This is a genomic window from Nocardioides aquiterrae, assembly GCF_039526625.1.
GTDB classification, from domain to species: domain Bacteria; phylum Actinomycetota; class Actinomycetes; order Propionibacteriales; family Nocardioidaceae; genus Nocardioides; species Nocardioides aquiterrae.
This window is the reverse complement of the sequence record NZ_BAAAJE010000011.1, coordinates 69,678-88,818: the sequence shown is the minus strand read 5'-3', so window position 1 is coordinate 88,818 and position 19,141 is coordinate 69,678. Positions and strand designations below refer to the sequence as shown.

18 protein-coding genes and 1 tRNA gene are annotated in these 19,141 nt (G+C 71.6%); 6 read left to right on the top strand and 13 right to left on the bottom strand.

Annotation, left to right across the window (positions count from 1 at the left end; all coding sequences use genetic code 11):
• The 4 genes from ABD086_RS12715 to ABD086_RS12700 form a co-directional block, all read right to left on the bottom strand.
• On the bottom strand, window positions 1-1,076 hold a 1,076-nt coding region (locus tag ABD086_RS12715; RefSeq protein WP_486348031.1), incomplete at its 3' end, for an MmpA family trehalose lipid delivery protein.
• 47 nt (window positions 1,077-1,123) lie between these two features.
• On the bottom strand, window positions 1,124-1,873 hold the full coding sequence (gene dprE2, locus ABD086_RS12710) for a decaprenylphospho-beta-D-erythro-pentofuranosid-2-ulose 2-reductase (RefSeq protein ID WP_343907912.1): 750 nt from the start codon (window positions 1,871-1,873) through the stop codon (window positions 1,124-1,126).
• A gap of 13 nt (window positions 1,874-1,886) precedes the next feature.
• Window positions 1,887-3,209, bottom strand: a complete 1,323-nt coding sequence (gene dprE1 / locus ABD086_RS12705) for an FAD-binding protein (protein WP_343907911.1) — start codon at window positions 3,207-3,209, stop codon at window positions 1,887-1,889.
• The gene (locus tag ABD086_RS12700; protein WP_343907910.1) at window positions 3,202-4,068 is read right to left on the bottom strand and encodes a decaprenyl-phosphate phosphoribosyltransferase; all 867 of its coding nucleotides are present in this window, start codon (window positions 4,066-4,068) and stop codon (window positions 3,202-3,204) included. Before ABD086_RS12700 ends, dprE1 begins: the two co-directional genes overlap by 8 nt.
• Window positions 4,069-4,098: 30 nt before the next feature.
• Between ABD086_RS12700 and ABD086_RS12695 the strand changes: the two genes are divergently transcribed.
• A complete protein-coding gene (locus ABD086_RS12695) occupies window positions 4,099-5,352 on the top strand; it encodes a lipopolysaccharide biosynthesis protein (protein WP_343907909.1) in 1,254 nt (417 codons plus the stop codon).
• Here the strand turns inward: ABD086_RS12695 and polA are convergent.
• A complete protein-coding gene (polA, locus tag ABD086_RS12690; RefSeq protein ID WP_343907908.1) occupies window positions 5,311-7,980 on the bottom strand; it encodes a DNA polymerase I in 2,670 nt (889 codons plus the stop codon). The genes ABD086_RS12695 and polA overlap by 42 nt on opposite strands.
• 42 nt (window positions 7,981-8,022) lie before the next feature.
• Here polA and ABD086_RS12685 point away from each other — a divergent pair, with 42 nt between their 5' ends.
• Window positions 8,023-8,454, top strand: coding sequence for a PaaI family thioesterase (locus tag ABD086_RS12685; RefSeq protein WP_343907907.1), 432 nt, complete (start codon window positions 8,023-8,025; stop codon window positions 8,452-8,454).
• 29 nt (window positions 8,455-8,483) lie between these two features.
• Here the strand turns inward: ABD086_RS12685 and ABD086_RS12680 are convergent, their stop codons facing one another.
• On the bottom strand, window positions 8,484-9,059 hold the full coding sequence (locus ABD086_RS12680; protein WP_343907906.1) for a GNAT family N-acetyltransferase: 576 nt from the start codon (window positions 9,057-9,059) through the stop codon (window positions 8,484-8,486).
• 109 nt (window positions 9,060-9,168) lie between these two features.
• On the opposite strand from ABD086_RS12680, the gene ABD086_RS12675 reads away from it, so the two are divergent.
• Entirely contained in the window at window positions 9,169-9,915 is a 747-nt protein-coding gene (locus ABD086_RS12675; protein WP_343907905.1) for a DUF554 domain-containing protein, read from the top strand.
• A 174-nt stretch (window positions 9,916-10,089) separates the two neighbouring features.
• Complete coding sequence (locus tag ABD086_RS12670; RefSeq protein ID WP_343907904.1) at window positions 10,090-11,409, top strand: ABC transporter substrate-binding protein; 1,320 nt, start codon at window positions 10,090-10,092, stop codon at window positions 11,407-11,409.
• An 82-nt stretch (window positions 11,410-11,491) separates the two neighbouring features.
• Here the strand turns inward: ABD086_RS12670 and ABD086_RS12665 are convergent, their stop codons facing one another.
• From ABD086_RS12665 to ABD086_RS12640, 6 genes are all read right to left on the bottom strand, one after another.
• Window positions 11,492-12,286: an ABC transporter ATP-binding protein gene (locus ABD086_RS12665; RefSeq protein WP_343907903.1), complete on the bottom strand. Its 795-nt coding sequence runs from the start codon at window positions 12,284-12,286 to the stop codon at window positions 11,492-11,494.
• On the bottom strand, window positions 12,283-13,269 hold the full coding sequence (locus ABD086_RS12660) for an ABC transporter ATP-binding protein (RefSeq protein WP_343907902.1): 987 nt from the start codon (window positions 13,267-13,269) through the stop codon (window positions 12,283-12,285). Before ABD086_RS12660 ends, ABD086_RS12665 begins: the two co-directional genes overlap by 4 nt.
• Window positions 13,262-14,437, bottom strand: a complete 1,176-nt coding sequence (locus ABD086_RS12655) for a branched-chain amino acid ABC transporter permease (protein WP_343907901.1) — start codon at window positions 14,435-14,437, stop codon at window positions 13,262-13,264. The genes ABD086_RS12660 and ABD086_RS12655 overlap by 8 nt, the downstream gene beginning before the upstream one ends.
• Before the next feature lie 16 nt (window positions 14,438-14,453).
• A complete protein-coding gene (locus tag ABD086_RS12650) occupies window positions 14,454-15,740 on the bottom strand; it encodes a branched-chain amino acid ABC transporter permease (RefSeq protein ID WP_343907900.1) in 1,287 nt (428 codons plus the stop codon).
• Between the two features lie 195 nt (window positions 15,741-15,935).
• Window positions 15,936-16,529: an ANTAR domain-containing response regulator gene (locus ABD086_RS12645; protein WP_343907899.1), complete on the bottom strand. Its 594-nt coding sequence runs from the start codon at window positions 16,527-16,529 to the stop codon at window positions 15,936-15,938.
• A gap of 10 nt (window positions 16,530-16,539) precedes the next feature.
• Window positions 16,540-16,710, bottom strand: a complete 171-nt coding sequence (locus ABD086_RS12640) for a hypothetical protein (protein ID WP_343907898.1) — start codon at window positions 16,708-16,710, stop codon at window positions 16,540-16,542.
• A 67-nt stretch (window positions 16,711-16,777) separates the two neighbouring features.
• On the opposite strand from ABD086_RS12640, the gene ABD086_RS12635 reads away from it, so the two are divergent.
• Both ABD086_RS12635 and ABD086_RS12630 read left to right on the top strand, forming a co-directional pair.
• A tRNA-Leu gene (locus ABD086_RS12635) sits at window positions 16,778-16,860 on the top strand.
• A gap of 34 nt (window positions 16,861-16,894) precedes the next feature.
• Window positions 16,895-17,674, top strand: a complete 780-nt coding sequence (locus tag ABD086_RS12630) for a transcriptional regulator (protein ID WP_343907897.1) — start codon at window positions 16,895-16,897, stop codon at window positions 17,672-17,674.
• Here ABD086_RS12630 and pyk read toward each other — a convergent pair.
• A complete protein-coding gene (pyk, locus tag ABD086_RS12625; protein ID WP_343907896.1) occupies window positions 17,671-19,137 on the bottom strand; it encodes a pyruvate kinase in 1,467 nt (488 codons plus the stop codon). The genes ABD086_RS12630 and pyk overlap by 4 nt on opposite strands.
• Window positions 19,138-19,141 lie beyond the last annotated feature (4 nt).

The following is a 19,141-nucleotide window of genomic DNA, read 5'->3' as shown; positions in this document are numbered from 1 at the left end:
CCCCCCCCCCCGACGCCCCACGCCGCGTCCGGCATGAAGGCGAGCGGGAGCAGCGCGCCGGCGGCGCCGACCAGGAGCCGCGGCGCCCGGGCGGCGCACCACTCCGCGCCCGCCGCGACCAGCGCCGCGGTCAGCGGCGCGCACAGCGCCAGGGACCGGGTGCCGTCGCGCAGCAGCCCACCGCCGGGCACGTGCCCGGCCAGCCACCCGACCGCGTCCGGGGCCGCCCACGAGAGCACCGCCACGGCGTACCCGGCGGCCCAGAGCCCGACCAGCGCGACGGTCGTGCGCCGGCCGAGGCGGCGCGCGAGCGGTCGGGCGCCGGCGACGGCCAGCGCGGCGTACGCGAGGGTCAGCACCAGGGGCAGCACGAGCAGCTCCCGCGAGGCGGGCACCACCTCGGCGTTCCAGATCCCGCCGAGGGTGAGCGCCGCCAGGGGCGCCGGCAGCGGGCCCTCGGGGTTGAGGCCGAACACGGCGCCGGCGGCGCTGGAGGTCGCGGTGTCGACGTGGAGCAATCCCGCCACCAGCCAGGGCGCGTTGGCGGCGACGACGAGCGCCGTCAGGCGCGCGCCGGTGCGGCGGGTCGCGCCGACGGCGAGGACGGTCGCCGCGGCCATCAGGCCGGCGTTCGCGCTCAGGCTGCCGACGAGCAGGAGGAGCGGCAGCGCCGCGCCGATCCGCGGGTCGCTGCGCAGCCGGACGCCTTCGGTCACCAGCCAGGGCAGCACCGCCCAGCACAGCAGCAGCGGCCAGTGGCCGATCCAGAGCCGCTCGACGACGTACGGGCTCCAGACGTACACGCTGACCGCGACCAGCCGGGCCACCGTCGAGAGGCCGGCGAGCCGCGCGGCGCCGAGGCCGCCGAGAACCAGCGCCCCGAGCAGCACGACCTTCTGGAGGAGCATCCCCGGGAGCACCTCGTCGAGCACCGCGACCACCGCGTCCGACGGCACGGCGCGCGGCAGCGCCGGCCCGAGCCCGAGGAAGTCCGGCCGGAGCGCGAGGTCGGGCACCCACACCATGTCGTAGGTGAGCAGGTAGCCGCGCCCCAGCGCCGGGCCGAGCACCAGCACGGCGAGGGCGAGGGCCCACGCCGGTACGACGTACCGCCGGATCGCGGTCAGAGCGGCAGCTTCCGGAACAGGGCGCGCGGCACGTGCCGCAGGCCGGACATGACGCCGCGCAGCGCGCCCGGGACCCAGATCAGGTCGTCGCCGTTCGCGACCCCCCGGACGATCGCGGCGGCGACGTCGTCGGCGTCCACCGACAGCGGCACGGGGTCGCGGCCCTCGGTCATCTTGGTGCGCACGAAGCCCGGGCGGACCACGAGGACGCGGCCGCCGGTGCCGCGCAGCGCCTCGCCGAGGCCGAGGTAGAAGCCGTCCATGCCGGCCTTGGCGGAGCCGTAGACGAAGTTCGAGCGGCGGACCCGCTCGCCGGCCACGGAGGAGAGCGCGACGATCACCCCGTGGCCCTGCCGCCGCACCCGCTCGGCCAGGCACACCCCGACGCTGACCGGGGCGGTGTAGTCGACGGTGGCGAGGTGGACCGCGGCGTCGTGGTCCTGCCAGGCCCGCTCCTCGTCGCCGAGCACGCCGAACGCGACCAGCGCGACGTCGACGTCCCGGTCGAGCCCCGCGATCAGCGCCGGGTGGGTGTCGGTCGCCTCGGCCTCGAAGTCGAGCGCCTCGACCGTCGCCCCGTGGCCGGTCAGCAGGGCGACGGCGGCGTCGCGCCGCTCACCGGGCCGGGCAGCGAGGACGACGTGCAGGGGCCCGGAGCGGAGCCAGTGCATCGCGGTCGCGAGCGCGATGTCGCTGGTGCCGCCGAGCAGCAGCAGGGTCTGGGGCCGGCCGAGGGCGTTGAGCATCAGGCTCTGCCTTTCAGAGGGCAAGTCGACGGGACAGGTCGGAGCGGAACACGCGGTCGGGGTCGACCCTCTCGCGGACGGCGCGGAACTCGTCGAGCCGGGGGTACATCTCGGGCAGCAGCCGGGGGCTGAGCCGGGAGTCCTTGGCCAGGTAGACCCGGCCGCCCGCGCCGACGACCTGCTCGTCCAGCGCGTCGAGGAGCGGCGCGAGACCGGGGTCCGCGGGCACGTCGTACGCCAGCGTCCAGCCGGCCATCGGGAAGGACAGCGGGCCGGGGTCGCCGGGCCCGAACCGCTTGAGCACCGCGAGGAAGCACGGCAGCCGGGCGTCCGCGATCCGCTCGAGGATGCCGACCAGGGCCGCGTCCTGGTCGTCGGGGACGACGAGCTGGTACTGGACGAGGCCGCGCGGTCCGTAGGCGCGGTTCCAGCCGGCGACGCCGTCGAGGGGGTGGAAGAACTGCCCGAGCGACTGGATCTCGCCGGTCCGGTGACGGGGGGCCCGGCGGAACCATGCCTCGTTGAACGCCCGGACCGCGAGCGGCGTGACCAGGTTGACCGGCGGCGTGAGGGGCACCGCCAGCCGCGGCGGCCGGGGCGCCGGCAGCGGGTCGCCGCCCACCCGGTCGCGGGTGGCGTGCTCACCGCGGGACAGCACCGACCGCCCGAGCGCGGCGCCGCGGGCCATCGTGTCGATCCACGCGACCGAGTAGGTGAAGGCGGCGTCGCCCTCGCGCATTTCGCGCAGCACCTCGTCGACGTTCGCCAGGCGCTGCGTGGAGACCTCGGCGTACGCCGTCTCCACGGGGATCGTGCGCAGCGTCGCCGCGGTGATCACGCCGGTGAGGCCGAGGCCGCCGACGGTCGCCCAGAACAGCGCGGGGTCGCGGTCCGGGCCGACCGTGCGGGTCTCGCCGCTCGCCAGCACCAGGTCGAGGTCGGCGACCTGCCGGCCGAAGCTCCCGGTCACGTGGTGGCTCTTGCCGTGCACGTCGCACGCGATCGCGCCGCCGACGGTGACGTAGCGGGTGCCCGGGGTGACCGGCACGAACCGGCCGCGGGGCAGGAGAGCCGCCATCAGGTCGTGGAGGCTCGTCCCGGCGCTCACCCGCACGGTGCCGTCCGCGGCCGGCTCGCCGATCTCAGTCGGCAGCGGCAGCAGCACGTCTCCCCCGGCGTTCTGCGCCGGGTCGCCGTACGACCGGCCCAGGCCGCGGGCGATGAGGCCACGGGAGCCGGCGCCGCGGACCAGGTCGGGCACCGCGGCCGCCGTCGCGGTGACCGGGTGGCCGACCGAGGGGGCCGTGCGCCCCCAGCCGGAGAACGCCTCAGACACCGAGGACCCCGAGGCTGAGCACGACCACCCAGACCACGCCGATGCCCTGGAGCAGCCGGTCGCCCCACACGATGTCCTCCGGCTCGGCCGCCGCGCCGGCGTCGACGTCGACCGCGTACCGCAGCAGCCCCACCACGAACGGCAGGATCGACAGCTGGTGCCACGGGATGCCGGTGGCGCCGGCGTTCTCGAAGGCCCACAGGCAGTACGCCGCGACCGTCACCGCCGCGGCGATGCTCCAGACGAAGCGCAGGTAGGTGTCGGTGTAGCGCACCAGCGAGCGCCGGGTGCCGCCCTCGCTGCCCAGCGTGTGCAGCTCGGAGTAGCGCTTGCCGGCGACGATGAACAGCGAGCCGAAGCCGGCCACCATGAGGAACCAGTCCGAGATCGGGATCGCGGCGGCGAGACCGCCCGCGACCGCGCGCATCAGGAAGCCGGCCGCCACGGTCGCGAGGTCCAGCACCGGCTCGTGCTTGAGCCGCAGGGAGTACGCCAGCGTCAGCACGACGTAGGACGCCAGCAGCACCACGAACTCCCACCGCGTCAGCGCGGCGAGGCCGAGGCCGAGCAGGAGGAGCGCGGCCGCGACCGCCAGGGCCGCCCGCACGGACAGCTCGCCGGCGGCGACCGGGCGGGACCGCTTGCGCGGGTGCAGCCGGTCCGCCTCGGCGTCCGCGCAGTCGTTGACCAGGTAGGTCGCCGACGACGCCGCGCAGAACGCGAGGAACGCCAGGACCGTCGGGCCGAGCACGCCGGGCTCGCCCAGGTCGCCCGCGGCGAGCGGTGCGGCGACCACGAGCAGGTTCTTGGTCCACTGCTTGGGCCGCAGCGACCTCAGCACGGCACCGGCGCGGATCACGCGCGCGAGTCTCGCATACGCTTCCCTCCCGTGACCCCCACCCGTCGCGTGACCCAGCTGCTGAGTGGCGGCGGGGCCATCGCCGTCGCGATGGCGGTCATGAACGTCGCGACGTACGGGTTCACGATGGTCGCGGCCCGCCTGCTCGGCCCCCAGGCGTACGGCGCGTTCGCGAGCCTGATGGCGACGCTGCTGGTGATCACCGTGCTCCAGCTCGCCCTGCAGGCGACGGCCGCGCGGCGGATCGCCGCCGAGCCGGAGCACGTCGCCCAGATCGAGCGGACCATCCTGGGCGTCACCTACCGTGCGGCGGTCGCGCTCGGCCTGCTGCTCCTGGTGCTGACGCCGGTGCTGAACGCCGTCCTGCGGCTCGACAGCCTGGGCACGGCGGCGCTGATCTCGGTCATCTCGGTGCCGTTCACGATCATGGGCGGCCAGGCCGGGATCCTGCAGGGCGAGCGGCGCTGGCAGGCGCTGGCGGTGCTGTACGTGCTCAGCGGCGTACCCCGGCTGGTGATCGGCACCCTCCTGATCCTGTGGCACCCGACCGAGGCTGCCGCGATCGTCGGCACCGGGATCGGCGCCTGCGCCCCGGTGATCGCCGGCTGGTGGTTCCTGCGCCGGCCGCGCCACGAGGGGGTGCAGAGCGAGGACCACGGCTTCCGCCGGGTCATCGCGGAGTCGTTCCACAACTCGCAGGTGCTGCTCGCGTTCTTCGCGCTCTCCAACACCGACATCGTCATCGCCCGCAACGTGCTGACCGAGCACGACGCCGGCCTGTACGCCGGCGGCCTGATCCTCACCAAGGCGGTGCTGTTCCTGCCGCAGTTCGTCGTGGTCGTGGCCTTCCCGTCGATGGCGACGGTCGGCGAGCGGCGCCGGGCGCTGACCGCGAGCCTCGGGCTGGTCGCGGTCCTCGGCGCGGTCGCCACCGCGGGGGCGGCGCTGCTGCCCGACCTGGCGCTGGTGTTCGTCGGCGGCCAGCAGTTCGCGGAGATCTCCGACCACCTCTGGATCTTCGCGATCCTCGGCACCGTGCTCTCGATGCTCCAGCTGCTCGTCTACTCGGTGCTCGCCCGCCAGGGCCAGCGCTCGGCGTACCTGGTGTGGTCGGCGTTCGTCGTGCTCGTCGTGCTCGGCCTCACCACGTCGAGCCTGCGCGGCCTGCTCGCGGTCGTGATCACCGTCGACTCGGTGCTGCTGGCCGGACTGCTGGTGATCAGCCTCTGGGTGCTGCGTCCGTCAGTGGGCCGCGTCGTGCCAGCTCCGGCCGAAGCCGACTGACACGTCCAGCGGCACGGCGAGGTCGGCGGCGGCGCCCATCTGCGCGCGGACCAGCGTCTCCAACGCCTCCTGCTCCCCCGGGGCGACCTCGAACACGAGCTCGTCGTGGACCTGGAGCAGCATCCGCGACGCCAGCCCGGCCGCGCCGATCGCGCGGTCGACGTTCAGCATCGCGATCTTGATCAGGTCGGCCGCCGAGCCCTGGATCGGCGCGTTGAGCGCCATCCGCTCGGCCATCTCGCGGCGCTGCCGGTTGTCGCTGGTCAGGTCGGGCAGGTAGCGGCGGCGGCCCCAGATGGTCTCGGTGAACCCGGCCCGCCGGGCCTCCTCGACGACGCCGCCCAGGTAGTCGCGGATGCCGCCGAAGGTCTGGAAGTACTCGTCCATCAGCCCGCGTGCCTCGCCCGGCTCGATGCCGAGCTGCTGGCCGAGGCCGAACGCGGACAGGCCGTAGGCGAGGCCGTAGTTCATCGCCTTGATCTTGGCGCGCATCTCGACGGTGACGTCGTCGGCAGGCACGTCGAAGACGCGCGCGGCCGTGATCGAGTGGAAGTCGCGGCCGGACTTGAACGCCTCGATCAGCAGGTCGTCCTCGGAGAGGTGGGCCATGATCCGCATCTCGATCTGGCTGTAGTCCGCGGTCATCAGCGACTCGTACCCCGGACCGACCACGAATCCCTCCCGGATCCGGCGGCCCTCCTCGGTGCGGATCGGGATGTTCTGGAGGTTGGGGTCGGTGCTCGACAGCCGCCCGGTGGCGGCGATCGTCTGGTTGAACGTGGTGTGGATGCGGCCGTCGCCCGCCACGGTCTTGAGCAGGCCCTCGATGGTCTGGCGGAGCCGGGAGACGTCGCGGTGCCGCAGCAGGTGCAGCAGGAACGGGTGCTCGGTCTTCACGTACAGCGCCTGCAGGGCGTCCGCGTCGGTCGTGTAGCCGGTCTTGGTGCGCTTGGTCTTCGGCATGCCGAGCTCGTCGAACAGCACCGCCTGGAGCTGCTTCGGCGAGCCGAGGTTGATCTCCTTGCCGATCACCGCGTACGCCTGCTCGGCCGCCTCGCGCACCTCGGTCGCGAAGTGGGCCTCGAGCGCCTCGAGGTGGTCGGTGTCGACCGCGATGCCGGTCTGCTCCATCTTCGCGAGCAGGTCGACCAGCGGCAGCTCGATCTCGTTGAGCAGGCGGGTGCCGCCGCGCTCCTCCAGCTCGTCGTCCAGGGCCGCGGCCAGGTCGAGGACCGCCCGGGCGTGCAGCATCTCGACCTCGCCGGCGTTCTCGTCGTCGAGCCCGTCGAGGCTGAGCTGTCCGTCGTCGGCGCCGCCCTGCTTGAGCTCGCGCTTGAGGTAGCGCACGGTGAGGTCGGCCAGGTCGTAGGAGCGCTGGTCGGGACGGGCGAGGTACGCCGACAGGGCCGTGTCGCGGTCCAGCCCGGCCAGCGGCAGGCCCCAGGCCGCGAGCGCCAGCATCGGGCCCTTCGCGTCGTGCAGCACCTTGGGCTGCGCGGGGTCGGCCAGCCAGCCGGCCAGCGCCGCCTGGTCGTCCGGGCCGAGCTCCTCCGCGCTCGTCCAGGCCGCCGTCCCGTCGGTGGTCGCCAGCGCGATGCTGGTGACGTCGCCGGTGCCGCCGCCCCAGCGCCCGACGACGTGCACGCCGACCCGCTCGCCCGCGGACGCGTTCTGGGCGAGCCAGGGGCCGATCTCCCCCGCCTTCAGCACCGTCATCGCGACGTCGAAGCCGGAGTCGTCGATCTCCTCCTCCGAGCTCAGCGTCTCGAACAGCCGGTCGCGGAGCACCCGGAACTCCAGCCCGTCGAAGAGCGTGTGCACCTCCTGGCGGTCCCAGGGCCGGAGGGCGAGCTCGGCCGGCGCCAGCTCGAGGTCGAGGTCGCAGACCAGCGCGTTGAGCCGGCGGTTGCGGATCACGTCGCCGAGGTGCTCACGCAGCGCCTCGCCCTTCTTGCCGGTGATCTGGTCGGCGTGGGTGATGACGTTGTCGAGCCCGTCGAACTGGTTGATCCACTTCGCGGCGTAGCCCTGCCCCACACCGGGGACGCCGGGCAGGTTGTCGGAGGTCTCCCCCACGATCGCGGCGAGCTCCGGGTAGCGGGCCGGCGGCACGCCGTACTTGGCCTCGACCGCCTCGGGCGTCATCCGGGCCAGGTCGGAGACGCCCCGCATCGGGTAGAGGACGGTGGAGCGCTCGGTCACCAGCTGGAGCGAGTCCCGGTCGCCGGTGAGGATCAGCACCTCCATCTCCGGGTCCTCCAGCGCCTGGGTCACCAGGGTGGCGATGATGTCGTCCGCCTCGTAGCCCTCCTTCTTCAGGAACGGGATGCGCAGCGCGTTGAGGACCTCCTCGATCAGCGGCAGCTGGCTGCTGAACTCGGTGGGGGTCTTATTGCGCTTGGCCTTGTACTCGGCGTACTCGTCCATCCGGAACGTCTGCCGGGAGACGTCGAACGCGACCGCCACGTGGGTCGGCTGCTCGTCGCGCAGGACGTTGATCAGCATCGAGGTGAAGCCGTACACCGCGTTGGTGTGCTGCCCGGTCGTCGTGGAGAAGTTCTCGACCGGCAGCGCGAAGAAGGCGCGGTAGGCGAGCGAGTGACCGTCGAGCAGGAGGAGGCGAGGCACCCTCCGACTCTAGTAGTCGGCGCCGACAGGCAGGATGTGCCCATGACCGACGCGCTCGACATCGACGACTTCATCGCGCAGATGCCCCAGGGCATGGGTGGGCTCAACGAGAAGATGGGCATCCGGCTCACCGAGATCTCGGCCGAGCGGGTCGTCGCGACGATGCCGGTCGAGGGCAACACCCAGCCCTACGGGCTGCTGCACGGCGGCGCCTCGGTCGTGCTCGCCGAGACCCTCGGGTCGGTCGGCTCCGCCATCCACGCGCACCCGGACCGGCTGTCGGTCGGCATCGAGATCAACGCCACCCACCACCGCTCCGCGACCTCCGGCACCGTCACCGGGACCGCCACCGCGATCCACCTGGGCCGCACGACCGCGACCTACGAGGTCGTGATCACCGACGAGCGCGGCAAGCGGGTCTGCACGTCGCGGATCACCTGCGCGCTGATGCCGCGGGAGCGCTACGCCTCCTGAGCCCCGGCCGGAGACGCGGGCCGCGGGACCTAGCCCTCTGCCGAGGCCCGCGCCCGCCGCAGCGACCGCCGGGCGGCGAGCACCTGGGTGAGCTGCCGGCCGCCGGTGGAGGTGGCGGGGCGGCGGTGGGCGCTCAGGCGCGAGCGGACCGCGTGCGTGGTGGCGACCCGGAGGACGGCGTACGGCCCGAGGGCGATGCGGGCCATGAAGCGGTTGGCGTCGCGAGAGCCGGCGCCGGCGGCGGTGGCGACGTGGCCGATGCCGAGCTCCTCGGCCCACGAGACGGCGGTGTCCATCAGCGCGCTGCCGATGCCGTGCCGCTGGAACCGCGGCAGCACGTGCGGGGAGAGCGCGCGCACGATCGGCTCCCGGTTGAGCGCGGACATGGAGGTGGCCTCGAGGTGGACGGCGCCGGCGAACTCGCCGTCGTACTCCGCCACGACGATCCGCTCGTCGGCGGACTCCTCGACCCGGGCCAGCACGGCCTCGACGTCGGCGACCTGGTCCTCGCGGCCGGCCCGGCGGATGACGTCGGTCCAGAGCTCGGCGAGGTACGGGGCGTCCGCCGCGCAGGCCGCGCGCAGCGTCACGAGGGAGCGCGTCATCGAGTCATGGCCTTCCGAGACCTCCGTCCTCGCCGCGTCTCCCGTCCCCCGAACGCGGCACCAAAGAAGCAGACTACGCTCAGCCCCGCCGTTCTGTCAGAGGAGTCCCGTGATCCCCGGTTTGGGTACCGCCGTCAACGTCGCCACCGTCCTTCTCGGTGCCACCATCGGGGTCCTCCTCGGCAACCGGCTGCCGACCCGCACCCGCGACCTGGTGACCGACGCGCTGGGCCTGGTCACGCTGCTGATCGCGGGCACGTCGGCGGTGGCGGTGCAGAGCGACGAGCTCGCCGACCTGGTCGGCGACAGCGCCCCGATGCTGATCGTCCTCGGCTCGCTGCTCATCGGCGGGATCGTGGGCTCGCTGCTGCGCCTGGAGTCCCGGGTCGAGTCGTTCGGCGGCTGGCTCCAGACCCGGTTGGCCGGCGACCGGGGCTCCGCCGAGCGGCACCGGTTCATTGAGGGCTTCGTGGTCTCCTCCCTGGTCTTCTGCACCGGCCCGCTGACCATCCTGGGCTCCTTGAACGACGGGCTCGGCAACGGCTCTGACCAGCTGGTCCTCAAGGCGGCGCTGGACGGGTTCGCGGCGGTCGCCTTCGCGGCGTCGTTCGGGTGGGGCGTCGCCGCCAGCGCGATCACCATCGTGGTCGTGCAGGGCTCGCTCACGCTGCTGGGCTACGGGCTGGGCGACGTGCTCCCCGACGCCCACCTCGCGGCGATCACCGCCACCGGCGGGCTGCTGCTGGTCGGCGTGGCGCTGCGGCTCCTGCGCGTGCGGGAGATCCCGGTCGCGGACCTGCTCCCCGCGCTGCTCGTCGCCCCGATCCTGGTCCAGTTCGCGGGCGCGCTTCATTGACGTAACGGTTCGCTAACGAGAGGGTGCCGTACAGCCCGGCGGCAGATCCCCGGTCCTACGGTGGCAGGGCTATGCCCCACACCCTTCCGGGAGGGCGGGCGCCGGAAGTGCACCTAACGCGACAGAAAGGTTCACGACGTGAATCGATCAAGAACCGCCACATGGGCCCGAGTGATGGCCGGAACGGCCGTCCTGAGCTTCGGCCTGGCAGCCTGCGGCAGCAGTGACTCCGGCGGTGGATCCGCCGCCGAGGAGTCCCCCTCGGCCACCCAGGAGACGAGTGCTCCGGCGACGGACACGTACACCGACGACAAGTGCTCGTCGGGCCAGACCAGCGCCGACACCTTCCGGGTCGGCGGCATCCTGCCGCTCACCGGCAGCCTCGCCTTCCTCGGCCCGCCGGAGATCGCGGGCGTCGGCCTGGCGGTCTCGGACATCAACGCGGCCGGCGGCGTCGGCGGCGCCCAGGCCTGCCACGACGTCCAGGACTCGGGTGACTCCAGCGACATGTCGGTCTCGACCGCCTCGGCGGGCACGCTGGTCGCCAGCAAGCCGTCGCTGGTGGTGGGCGCCGCGTCGTCCAGCGTCTCCCTCAACGTCGTCGACACCTTCGCGGACAACAAGATCGTCGAGATCTCGCCGGCGAACACCGCCGTCGACCTGTCCGGCTACTCGCCGTGGTACTTCCGCACGGCTCCGCCGGACGGCGTCCAGGGCAACGCGCTGGGCACCCTGATCACCACCGACGGCTACACCAAGGTCGGCTTCCTCGTCTTCAACGACACCTACGGCACCGGTCTCCGGAACGCCGTCGAGGACACCGTCGTCGGGGCCGGCGGCTCGTGCGTCTACGGCTGCAAGGGCAAGGGCCAGGAGTTCCCGCCGGGACAGACGACCTTCTCCTCGGAGGTCAGCGGCGTCCTCGCCGCCAAGCCCGACGCGATCGTGATCCTCGCGTTCGACGAGACCAAGTCGATCGTCCCCGAGCTGAAGTCGCAGGGCTGGGACATGTCGAAGACCTACTTCACGGACGGCAACACCGCCGACTACAGCAAGGACTTCGCGAAGGGCACCCTCGAGGGCGCCCAGGGCACCATCCCCGGCGCCGACCCCGACCAGTCGTTCAAGGACCGCCTGTCCGGCTGGTCCGAGGTCGGTCAGGGCGCTCCGCTGCAGGACTTCTCCTACGGCGCCGAGTCCTACGACGCGACCATCCTCGCCGCGCTCGCCGCGGTGAAGGGCGGGGCGACCGACCCGCAGACGATCCGCGACAACCTCGCGGACGTCTCCGGTGCCACCGACGGCGAGGAGTGCACCTCCTACGCCGACTGCGTCGCCCTCCTCGAGGACGGCAAGGAGATCCACTACAAGGGTCCCTCGGGCATCGGCCCGTTCGACGACGAGAACGACCCGTCGTCGGCGTTCGTCGGCATCTACACGTTCAACGCCGACAACAAGAACGAGCTCACCAGCACGGTGGAGGGCCAGAAGTGATCGCCTGATCACCTCAGCACGAAGCGAAGGGCCCCGGACCTCACGGTCCGGGGCCCTTCGTCGTACGTCGGGAGGTGGCGGGTCAGTGCTGGGCGCCGCCCTCGTCCACGTCCTTGGCGAGCGTGCCCAGGTACAGCTCGATCACCTTCGGGTCGTTGGCGAGCTCGCGGCCGCTGCCGGTGTAGGCGTCCCGGCCCTGGTCGAGCACGTAGCCGCGGTCGCAGATCTGCAGGCAGCGGCGGGCGTTCTGCTCGACCATCACCACGCAGACGCCGGTCTTGTTGATCTTGCGGGTGCGCAGGAACGTCTCGTCCTGGCGCACCGGCGACAGTCCCGCCGACGGCTCGTCGAGCAGCAGGACGGACGGCTCCATCATCAGGGCCCGGGCCATCGCGAGCGACTGCCGCTCACCGCCGGAGAGGGCGCCGGCGCTCTGGTTGCGCCGGTCGTGCAGCACGGGGAACAGGTCCCACATCGCGGCCAGGCGCTCCTGGGCCTTCTTGGGCCGCAGGAACAGGCCCATCCGGAGGTTCTCCTCGATCGTCAGCGACGGGAAGACGTTGTTGGTCTGCGGCACGAAGCCGACACCCATCTCCACGAGCTGGTTGGTGCGCAGGTTGGTGATGTCGCGATCGCCGAGCATCACCGTGCCGGAGTGCACCCGGACCAGGCCGAACATCGCCTTGAGCAGGGTGGACTTGCCGGCCCCGTTCGGGCCGATGATGCCGATCATCTCGCCGGGGTAGGCCACCAGGCTGCACCCGTTGAGGATGTTGACGCCGGGCAGGTAGCCCGCGACCACGTCGCGGGCCTCCACCACCGGCTTCTGGGTGGTGGCGGTCCCGGCGCCGCCGGTCTGCTGCTGCTGCTCGCTCATCGAAGTCCCTCCGCCTGCTCCTCGGCCTCACGTTCGGCGTCCTCGGCCGCGACCTCCTCGGCCAGCTCCTCCAGGACCTCGTCGCTCAGGAGGCTGTCGTCGCCGAGGTCGGTGTCGTGGTGGGCGCCCAGGTAGGCGTCGATGACCGCGGGGTTGGACATCACGGTGTCGGCGGGCCCCTCGGCGACGAGGCGACCCTCGGCCATCACCGCGACCCAGTCGGAGATGTGGCGCACCACGTGCATGTCGTGCTCGACGAACAGCACGGTCATGCCCTCGTCGCGCAGCGCCTGGATGTGGCCGAGCAGCGACTGGGTCAGCGCCGGGTTCACGCCGGCCATCGGCTCGTCGAGCATGATCATCTTCGGGTCGCTCATCAGGGCGCGCGCCATCTCGAGCAGCTTGCGCTGGCCGCCCGACAGGCTGCCGGCGTAGTCGTACTTCTTCTCGTACAGCTTGAACCGCTGCAGCAGCTCGTCCGCCTTCGCCTCGACCTCGCGCTCCTGGTCGCGCCAGGCCGGGCGGAACACCGACCGAAGCAGGTTCTCCCCGACCTGGCCCTGGGCGCCGAGCATCATGTTGTCGATCACCGTCATCGCGTTCAGCGCCTTGGTGAGCTGGAAGGTCCGGACCATCCCGGCCTTCGCGACGCTCGACGCGGACGTCTTGTCGAGCGTGCGCCCGTCGAACGACCAGTGCGCGCCCTTGCCCGCGGTGGTCGCCCGGTCGAAGCCGGTCACCAGGTTGAAGAACGTGGTCTTGCCGGCACCGTTGGGGCCGATCAGCGCGGTGATGATGCCGCGCTGGACCTCGAGGTGCTGCACGTCGACCGCGGTCATGCCGCCGAACTGCCGGACGATGTTGTCGACCACGAGGATCGGGTCGGGCTTCGGTGCGCCGGGGACGGCGTCGAAGCCGGCGACCAGCGCGGCGCGCGCCGCGGGATCGGCGAGCCCGGACGGGCTGATGGTGGCGTCAGACATTGAATTGCAGCTCCCTCTTGTTGCCCAGGATGCCTTGCGGTCGGAAGATCACGATGAGCATCAGCGCCACGCCGACGACGATGTAGGAGAACTGCTCGGTCTGCTGCCCGTTGAGCACGCTGTCCGGGACGTACGCCGCGGCGGTGTACTTGATGCCGATCCGCGCCGCGAAGAAGATCACCGACCCGAGCACCGGGCCGAAGATCGTCGCGGCACCACCGAGCAGGAGCGCGGTGTAGCAGAAGAAGGTCAGCGACCGGCCCATCGAGTCGGGCTGGACGCTCGCCGGCAGCACGTACATCATGCCGCCGAGCGCGCCGAACAGGCCGCCGATGACCAGCGCCTGCATCTTGATCGCGAAGACGTTCTTGCCGAGCGAGCGGACCGCGTCCTCGTCCTCCCGGATGCCGCGCAGCAGGCGGCCCCACGGGCTGCTCACCAGCAGGTAGACGAGGAAGCTGCACAGCAGCACGAGGGACCAGGCGATGAAGCGCACCCACCAGCCGTTGACGCCGGTGCGCTGGTTGGCGACCGGGAACAGGAACAGCAGCAGGAGGACGATCCACACGACGAGCAGCACCACGAGGCCCTTGCGGGCTCCCCCGCTGAACCGGTCGCCGCTGCGCAGCACGTAGACCAGCGCCGCGATCGAGACGATCGCGAGCAGCCAGCCGAGGAGCCGCACCCAGGCGGCGCCGTCGGCGACGTCGGCGTAGTTGAACGGGATCAGCGTGAAGGAGCCGCCGCCGAAGAACGACAGCCCGGTGAACGGGTCGCGGTACTGGCTGCCGGGGATGCCCTGGGCGGAGCCGGTGAAGTCGGTCAGCAACGACGATCTGCCGACGTACCTGATGATCTCGGCGGCCGAGATCGTGACGATGGCGAGGTAGTCGCCACGCAGCTTCAGGGTCGGTGCCCCGAGCACCAGGGCGAACACGAACGCGGCCCCGAACCCGAGCAGGATGCCGACGATCATCGGCAGCCCGTGCCAGATGGCGATCGCGAAGCCGTACGCGCCGAGCAGCATGAAGGCGGACTGGCCGATGTTGATCAGGCCGGTGTAGCCGAAGTGGATGTTGAGGCCGATGACCGCGATGGCGACCGCCGCCGTCTGCGGCGACAGCGCCTCGCGCATCATGCCGTTGAGGATGTACTGGATGTTGTCCACGGTGATCAGTCCCCTCTCAGCCGACCCGCTGGGCCTTGCCGAGCAGGCCCTGGGGCCGCACCAGCAGGAGCAGGATCAAGATCAGCATGGCGGTCGCGTACTTGAAGTCACCCGGCATGCCGAGCACGGGCGACAGCTCGACGACCAGACCGATGATGAGGGCACCGATCAGCGCGCCGAAGGCGGTGCCGAGACCGCCCAGCGTCACCGCGGCGAAGAGCAGGAGCAGGATCTGCATGCCGGAGTCCCACTTGATGCCGTTGACGACCAGCGCGTAGAGCAGGCCGGACAGGCCGGCCAGGCCCATCGCCACCGTCCACACGAGCCGGATCACCCGGTCGGTGTCGATGCCCGACGCGGACGCGAGGGCGGGGTTGTCGGAGACCGCGCGGGTCGCGCGGCCGATCCGGGTGCGCAGCAGCGCGTAGCCGACCGCGGCCAGCACGACGATCGAGATCCCCATCGCGACCAGCGACTGGTGCGTGATCGTCACCGGGCCGAACTCCGACACCGCCGGGTTCTCCTGGACGACGCGGACGGTCCGGGCGCCGACCAGCAGCTGGAACGTGTACTGGAGCGCGAGCGAGAGGCCGATGGTCACGATCATCAGCTGGATCAGACCCAGGCCGCGGCGCCGTAGTGGCTGCCACAGGGCCCGGTCCTGCAGCCAGCCGGTCCCCGAGCAGAGCAGGACGACGAGCACCCCGCCGAGCCAGAGGTTCATGCTGTGCAGGTTCACGAGCCAGTACCCGAGCATGCCGCCGAGCGTGACCTGCTCGGCGTGCGCGAAGTTCGAGAGCCCGGTCGTGCCGTAGATCAGCGACAGGCCGACCGAGGCCAGCGCGAGCAGCAGCCCGAGCCGGATGCCGTTGACGCTGCTCTGGAGGAGCTCGTCGAACTTGCTGGTCGAGGCGCTGTAGTCGGCCGTGCGGACCGTCAGGAGCGCCGGCACGGTCGCGCCGAACTTCGCCTGGACCGTGACCTCACCGGTGTCGACCGTGAGGTCCTTCGGGAGCGTCGACTCGTCGAGCTTGACGACGTACGTCCCTTCCTTGTCGACCTGGAGGTTCCACTTGCCGGTCTCGCTGGTCGTCACCTCGGTGACCGTGCCGGCCTCGTCGGTGATCGTGAGCGTCACGTCCGGCAGCACGCCGGCGTCGGTGCGGAGCGTGCCGGCGATGCAGGCCTTGTCCGGCCCCGGGAGGCACAGGGTGTCCACCGCGCTTGCCGGCGGGGACCCGATCAGGAGCAGCAGCGGCAGGAGCAGCAGCGCGAGCAGAGCACCCGACGCCCCCCTGCTCACGACCCGCTGGCGGGCGGTTGGTCGCGTCAACTCGGTCCTCCGATCCTGAACCCGGGCCGGGCTCCCGGGCAGTTTAGGGGGCAAGGGGCGGTTCGGCGCCAGATCGCCCCCGGCCCGCGCGGGTCGCGACCCGGGTTTTACCGAAGCGTGACCTCCCGGAGATCCGACGGAGATCAGCCGGAGGTCAGCCGGAGGTCAGCCGGCGACGCCGGGGCCGTGCTCGATGACGCCGTCGGCGACCTGGCGCATCGACAGACGCAGGTCCATCGCGGTCTTCTGGATCCAGCGGAACGCCTCGGGCTCGGACAGCTTGAGCTGCTCCTGGAGCACGTTCTTGGCGCGCTCGACCGCCTTGCGGGTCTCCAGCCGCTCGGTGAGGTCGGCGACCTCGGACTCGAGCAGGGTGAGCTCGGCGAACCGGCTCACCGCCATCTCGATCGCCGGCACCAGGTCGGTCTGCGAGAACGGCTTGACCAGGTACGCCATCGCGCCGGCGTCGCGGGCCCGCTCGACCAGGTCCCGCTGGGAGAACGCCGTCAGCATGACCACCGGCGCGATCCGCTGCCCGGCGATCCGCTCGGCCGCAGCGATCCCGTCGAGCACGGGCATCTTGACGTCCAGGATCACCAGGTCCGGCCGCAGCTCCTCGGCCATCTGCACGGCGGTGGCGCCGTCGCCGGCCTGGCCGACGACCTCGTAGCCCTCCTCGGCGAGCATCTCGGCGAGGTCCATGCGGATCAGCACCTCGTCCTCGGCGACCACGACCCGACGGGGCGACTGCTCGTTCACGGGCAGAAGGCTATCCGGCTCCCTCGCGGCGCTCGCCGTCGGACCGGTTCGCGAGGAACAGCTCGACGTCCTCGCGCTCGACCCGGAGCCGGCTCAGCTCGGTCGCCGCGGTTCGCGCATTGTCGAGTGCGGCGGTGTGGCTGGCCACTGCCCACTCCCACGGCTTCCAGATCCGAGACATGGCCGAAACTGTACTCGATCACTCAACTTAAGCCAACGGATGGTCGGTTAAGGTTCTGGCGGCCCCAGCCGGGTTGGCGGAATGGCAGACGCGGTGGTCTCAAACACCATTGTCCGCAAGGACGTGTGGGTTCGACTCCCACACCCGGCACAAGAATGTCGGCGGTCGCCACGAGAGTGGTGGCGTGCCGCACATTCGCCCGATGGAAACTGTCGAAAGCGCACTACGCGCCTCCGACGCGGGCGTTCCCGATCGGGAGAATGCCGCCCGGCACGGCGTCGCCGTCAAGACGATTCGTCGGTGGCGCCGCGAGTATCAGCGTCGTGGCCGCCCGCGCGGCCAGCTCCACCTCGCCCCTCCATGTCCACGGTGCGACGACGCGACGCTGAACGGAGCGGCCTACGCCGAGCTGCTGGGGTGGTACCTCGGCGACGGTCATATCAGCCGCGGCCGGCGCGACGTCTACAATCTGCACATCATCAACGACGCCAGGTACGTCGAGGACAACCTCCGTATCGCGGAGTTGATGCGCGCTACGAAGCCAGGCGGACGACCGCACACGCGAAAGCAGCCGGGGTGCCTGATCACGACGACTTCCTGGAAGCACTGGCCGTGCCTGTTCCCGCAGCACGGTCCCGGTCGCAAGCACGAGCGACCCATCGTGCTCGAGGACTGGCAACGCCACGTGGTCGAGGGACATCCCGGGCCGTTCCTGCGCGGCCTGTTCCACTCCGACGGGTGCCGCGTCCGCAACTGGGCGAGGCGCCCCGTCCGCGGTGAGCTCAAGCGGTACGACTACCCGCGGTGGCAGTTCACTAACGTGTCGGCCGACATCCGTGAGCTCTGCTGCTGGGCCCTGGATCTCGTGGAGATCCCGTGGCGGCAGTCCAACGACAAGACCATCAGCGTCTCGACGCGGGCCGGTGTGGCCGCTCTCGACGAGCTGATCGGGCCGAAGACCTAGCGGGCCCGCCGGTACGCCGGCGCGACCCCCTTGATGGCGTCGCCCATCCGGTGGATGCGCAGCGCGTTCGTGGAGCCCGGGATGCCCGGCGGGGCACCGGCGATGATCACGACCAGGTCGCCCTCGGAGACCCGGCCGATCTCGAGCAGCTGCTCGTCGACCTGGCGCACCATCTCGTCGGTGTGCTCGACCGACTCGGTCTTGAACGTCTCGACGCCCCAGCTCAGCGCGAGCTGGGACCGGACGGAGGCCTCGGGGGTGAAGGCGAGGATCGGGATCGGCCCGCGCAGCCGGGACAGCCGGCGGGCGGAGTCGCCGCTCTGGGTGAACGCGACGAGGTACTTGGCGCCGACCCGCTCGGCGACCTCCTCCGCGGCCTTGGCGATCACGCCGCCGGGGGTGTGCGGGTCCCAGTCGATCTCGGCCACCCGCGCGCGCGAGCCCTCCTCGCGGGCGTGGATGCCGGTGGCGGTGATGATCCGGGCCATCGTCTCGACCGTGTGCACGGGGTACTCCCCCACGCTGGTCTCGCCGGACAGCATCAGCGCGTCGGCGCCGTCGAGGACCGCGTTGGCGACGTCGGAGGCCTCGGCGCGCGTCGGCGCGGGGTTGGTGATCATCGACTCGAGCATCTGGGTGGCGACGATGACCGGCTTGGCGTTGAGCCGCGCCTTCTCGATGATCCGCTTCTGCAGGAACGGCACGTCCTCCAGCGGGCACTCCACGCCGAGGTCGCCGCGGGCGACCATGAAGCCGTCGAACGCGTGGATGATCTCGTCGAGGTTCTCGATCGCCTGCGGCTTCTCGATCTTGGCGATCACGGGCACGTGGACGCCCACCTCGTCCATCACCTTCCGGACGTCCTCGACGTCCTTGGCGTCGCGCACGAAGCTCAGCGCGATGAAGTCGACCGCGAGACCCAGCGCGAACCGCAGGTCGCGCTCGTCCTTGTCCGACAGCGCCGGCACCGAGACGGCCACGCCGGGCAGGTTGATGCCCTTGTGGTTGCTGACCTTGCCGCCGACGAGCACCTCGGTGACGACGTCGGTGCCGTTCTCGACCCGGAGGACGCGCAGCCGGATCTTGCCGTCGTCGATGAGCAGGGGGTCGCCGGGCTTCACGTCCTGGGGCAGTCCCTTGTACGTCGTGCCGGCGATCTTGTCGTCGCCCGGGACGTCGCGGGTGGTGATCGTGAACTCCTGCCCGCGGTGCAGCACCACGGGGCCGTTGGCGAACGTCTCCAGCCGGATCTTCGGACCCTGGAGGTCCGCGAAGATGCCGACGCCGTGTCCGCTCGCGTCCGACGCCTCGCGGACCAGGCGGTACGCCTCGGCGTGGTCCGCGTGGCTGCCGTGGCTCATGTTCAGCCGGGCCACGTCCATCCCGGCGTACACGAGCTCGCGGATACGCCGCGGGGAGGAGGTGGCCGGGCCGAGGGTGCAGACGATCTTGGCTCTACGCACGTGC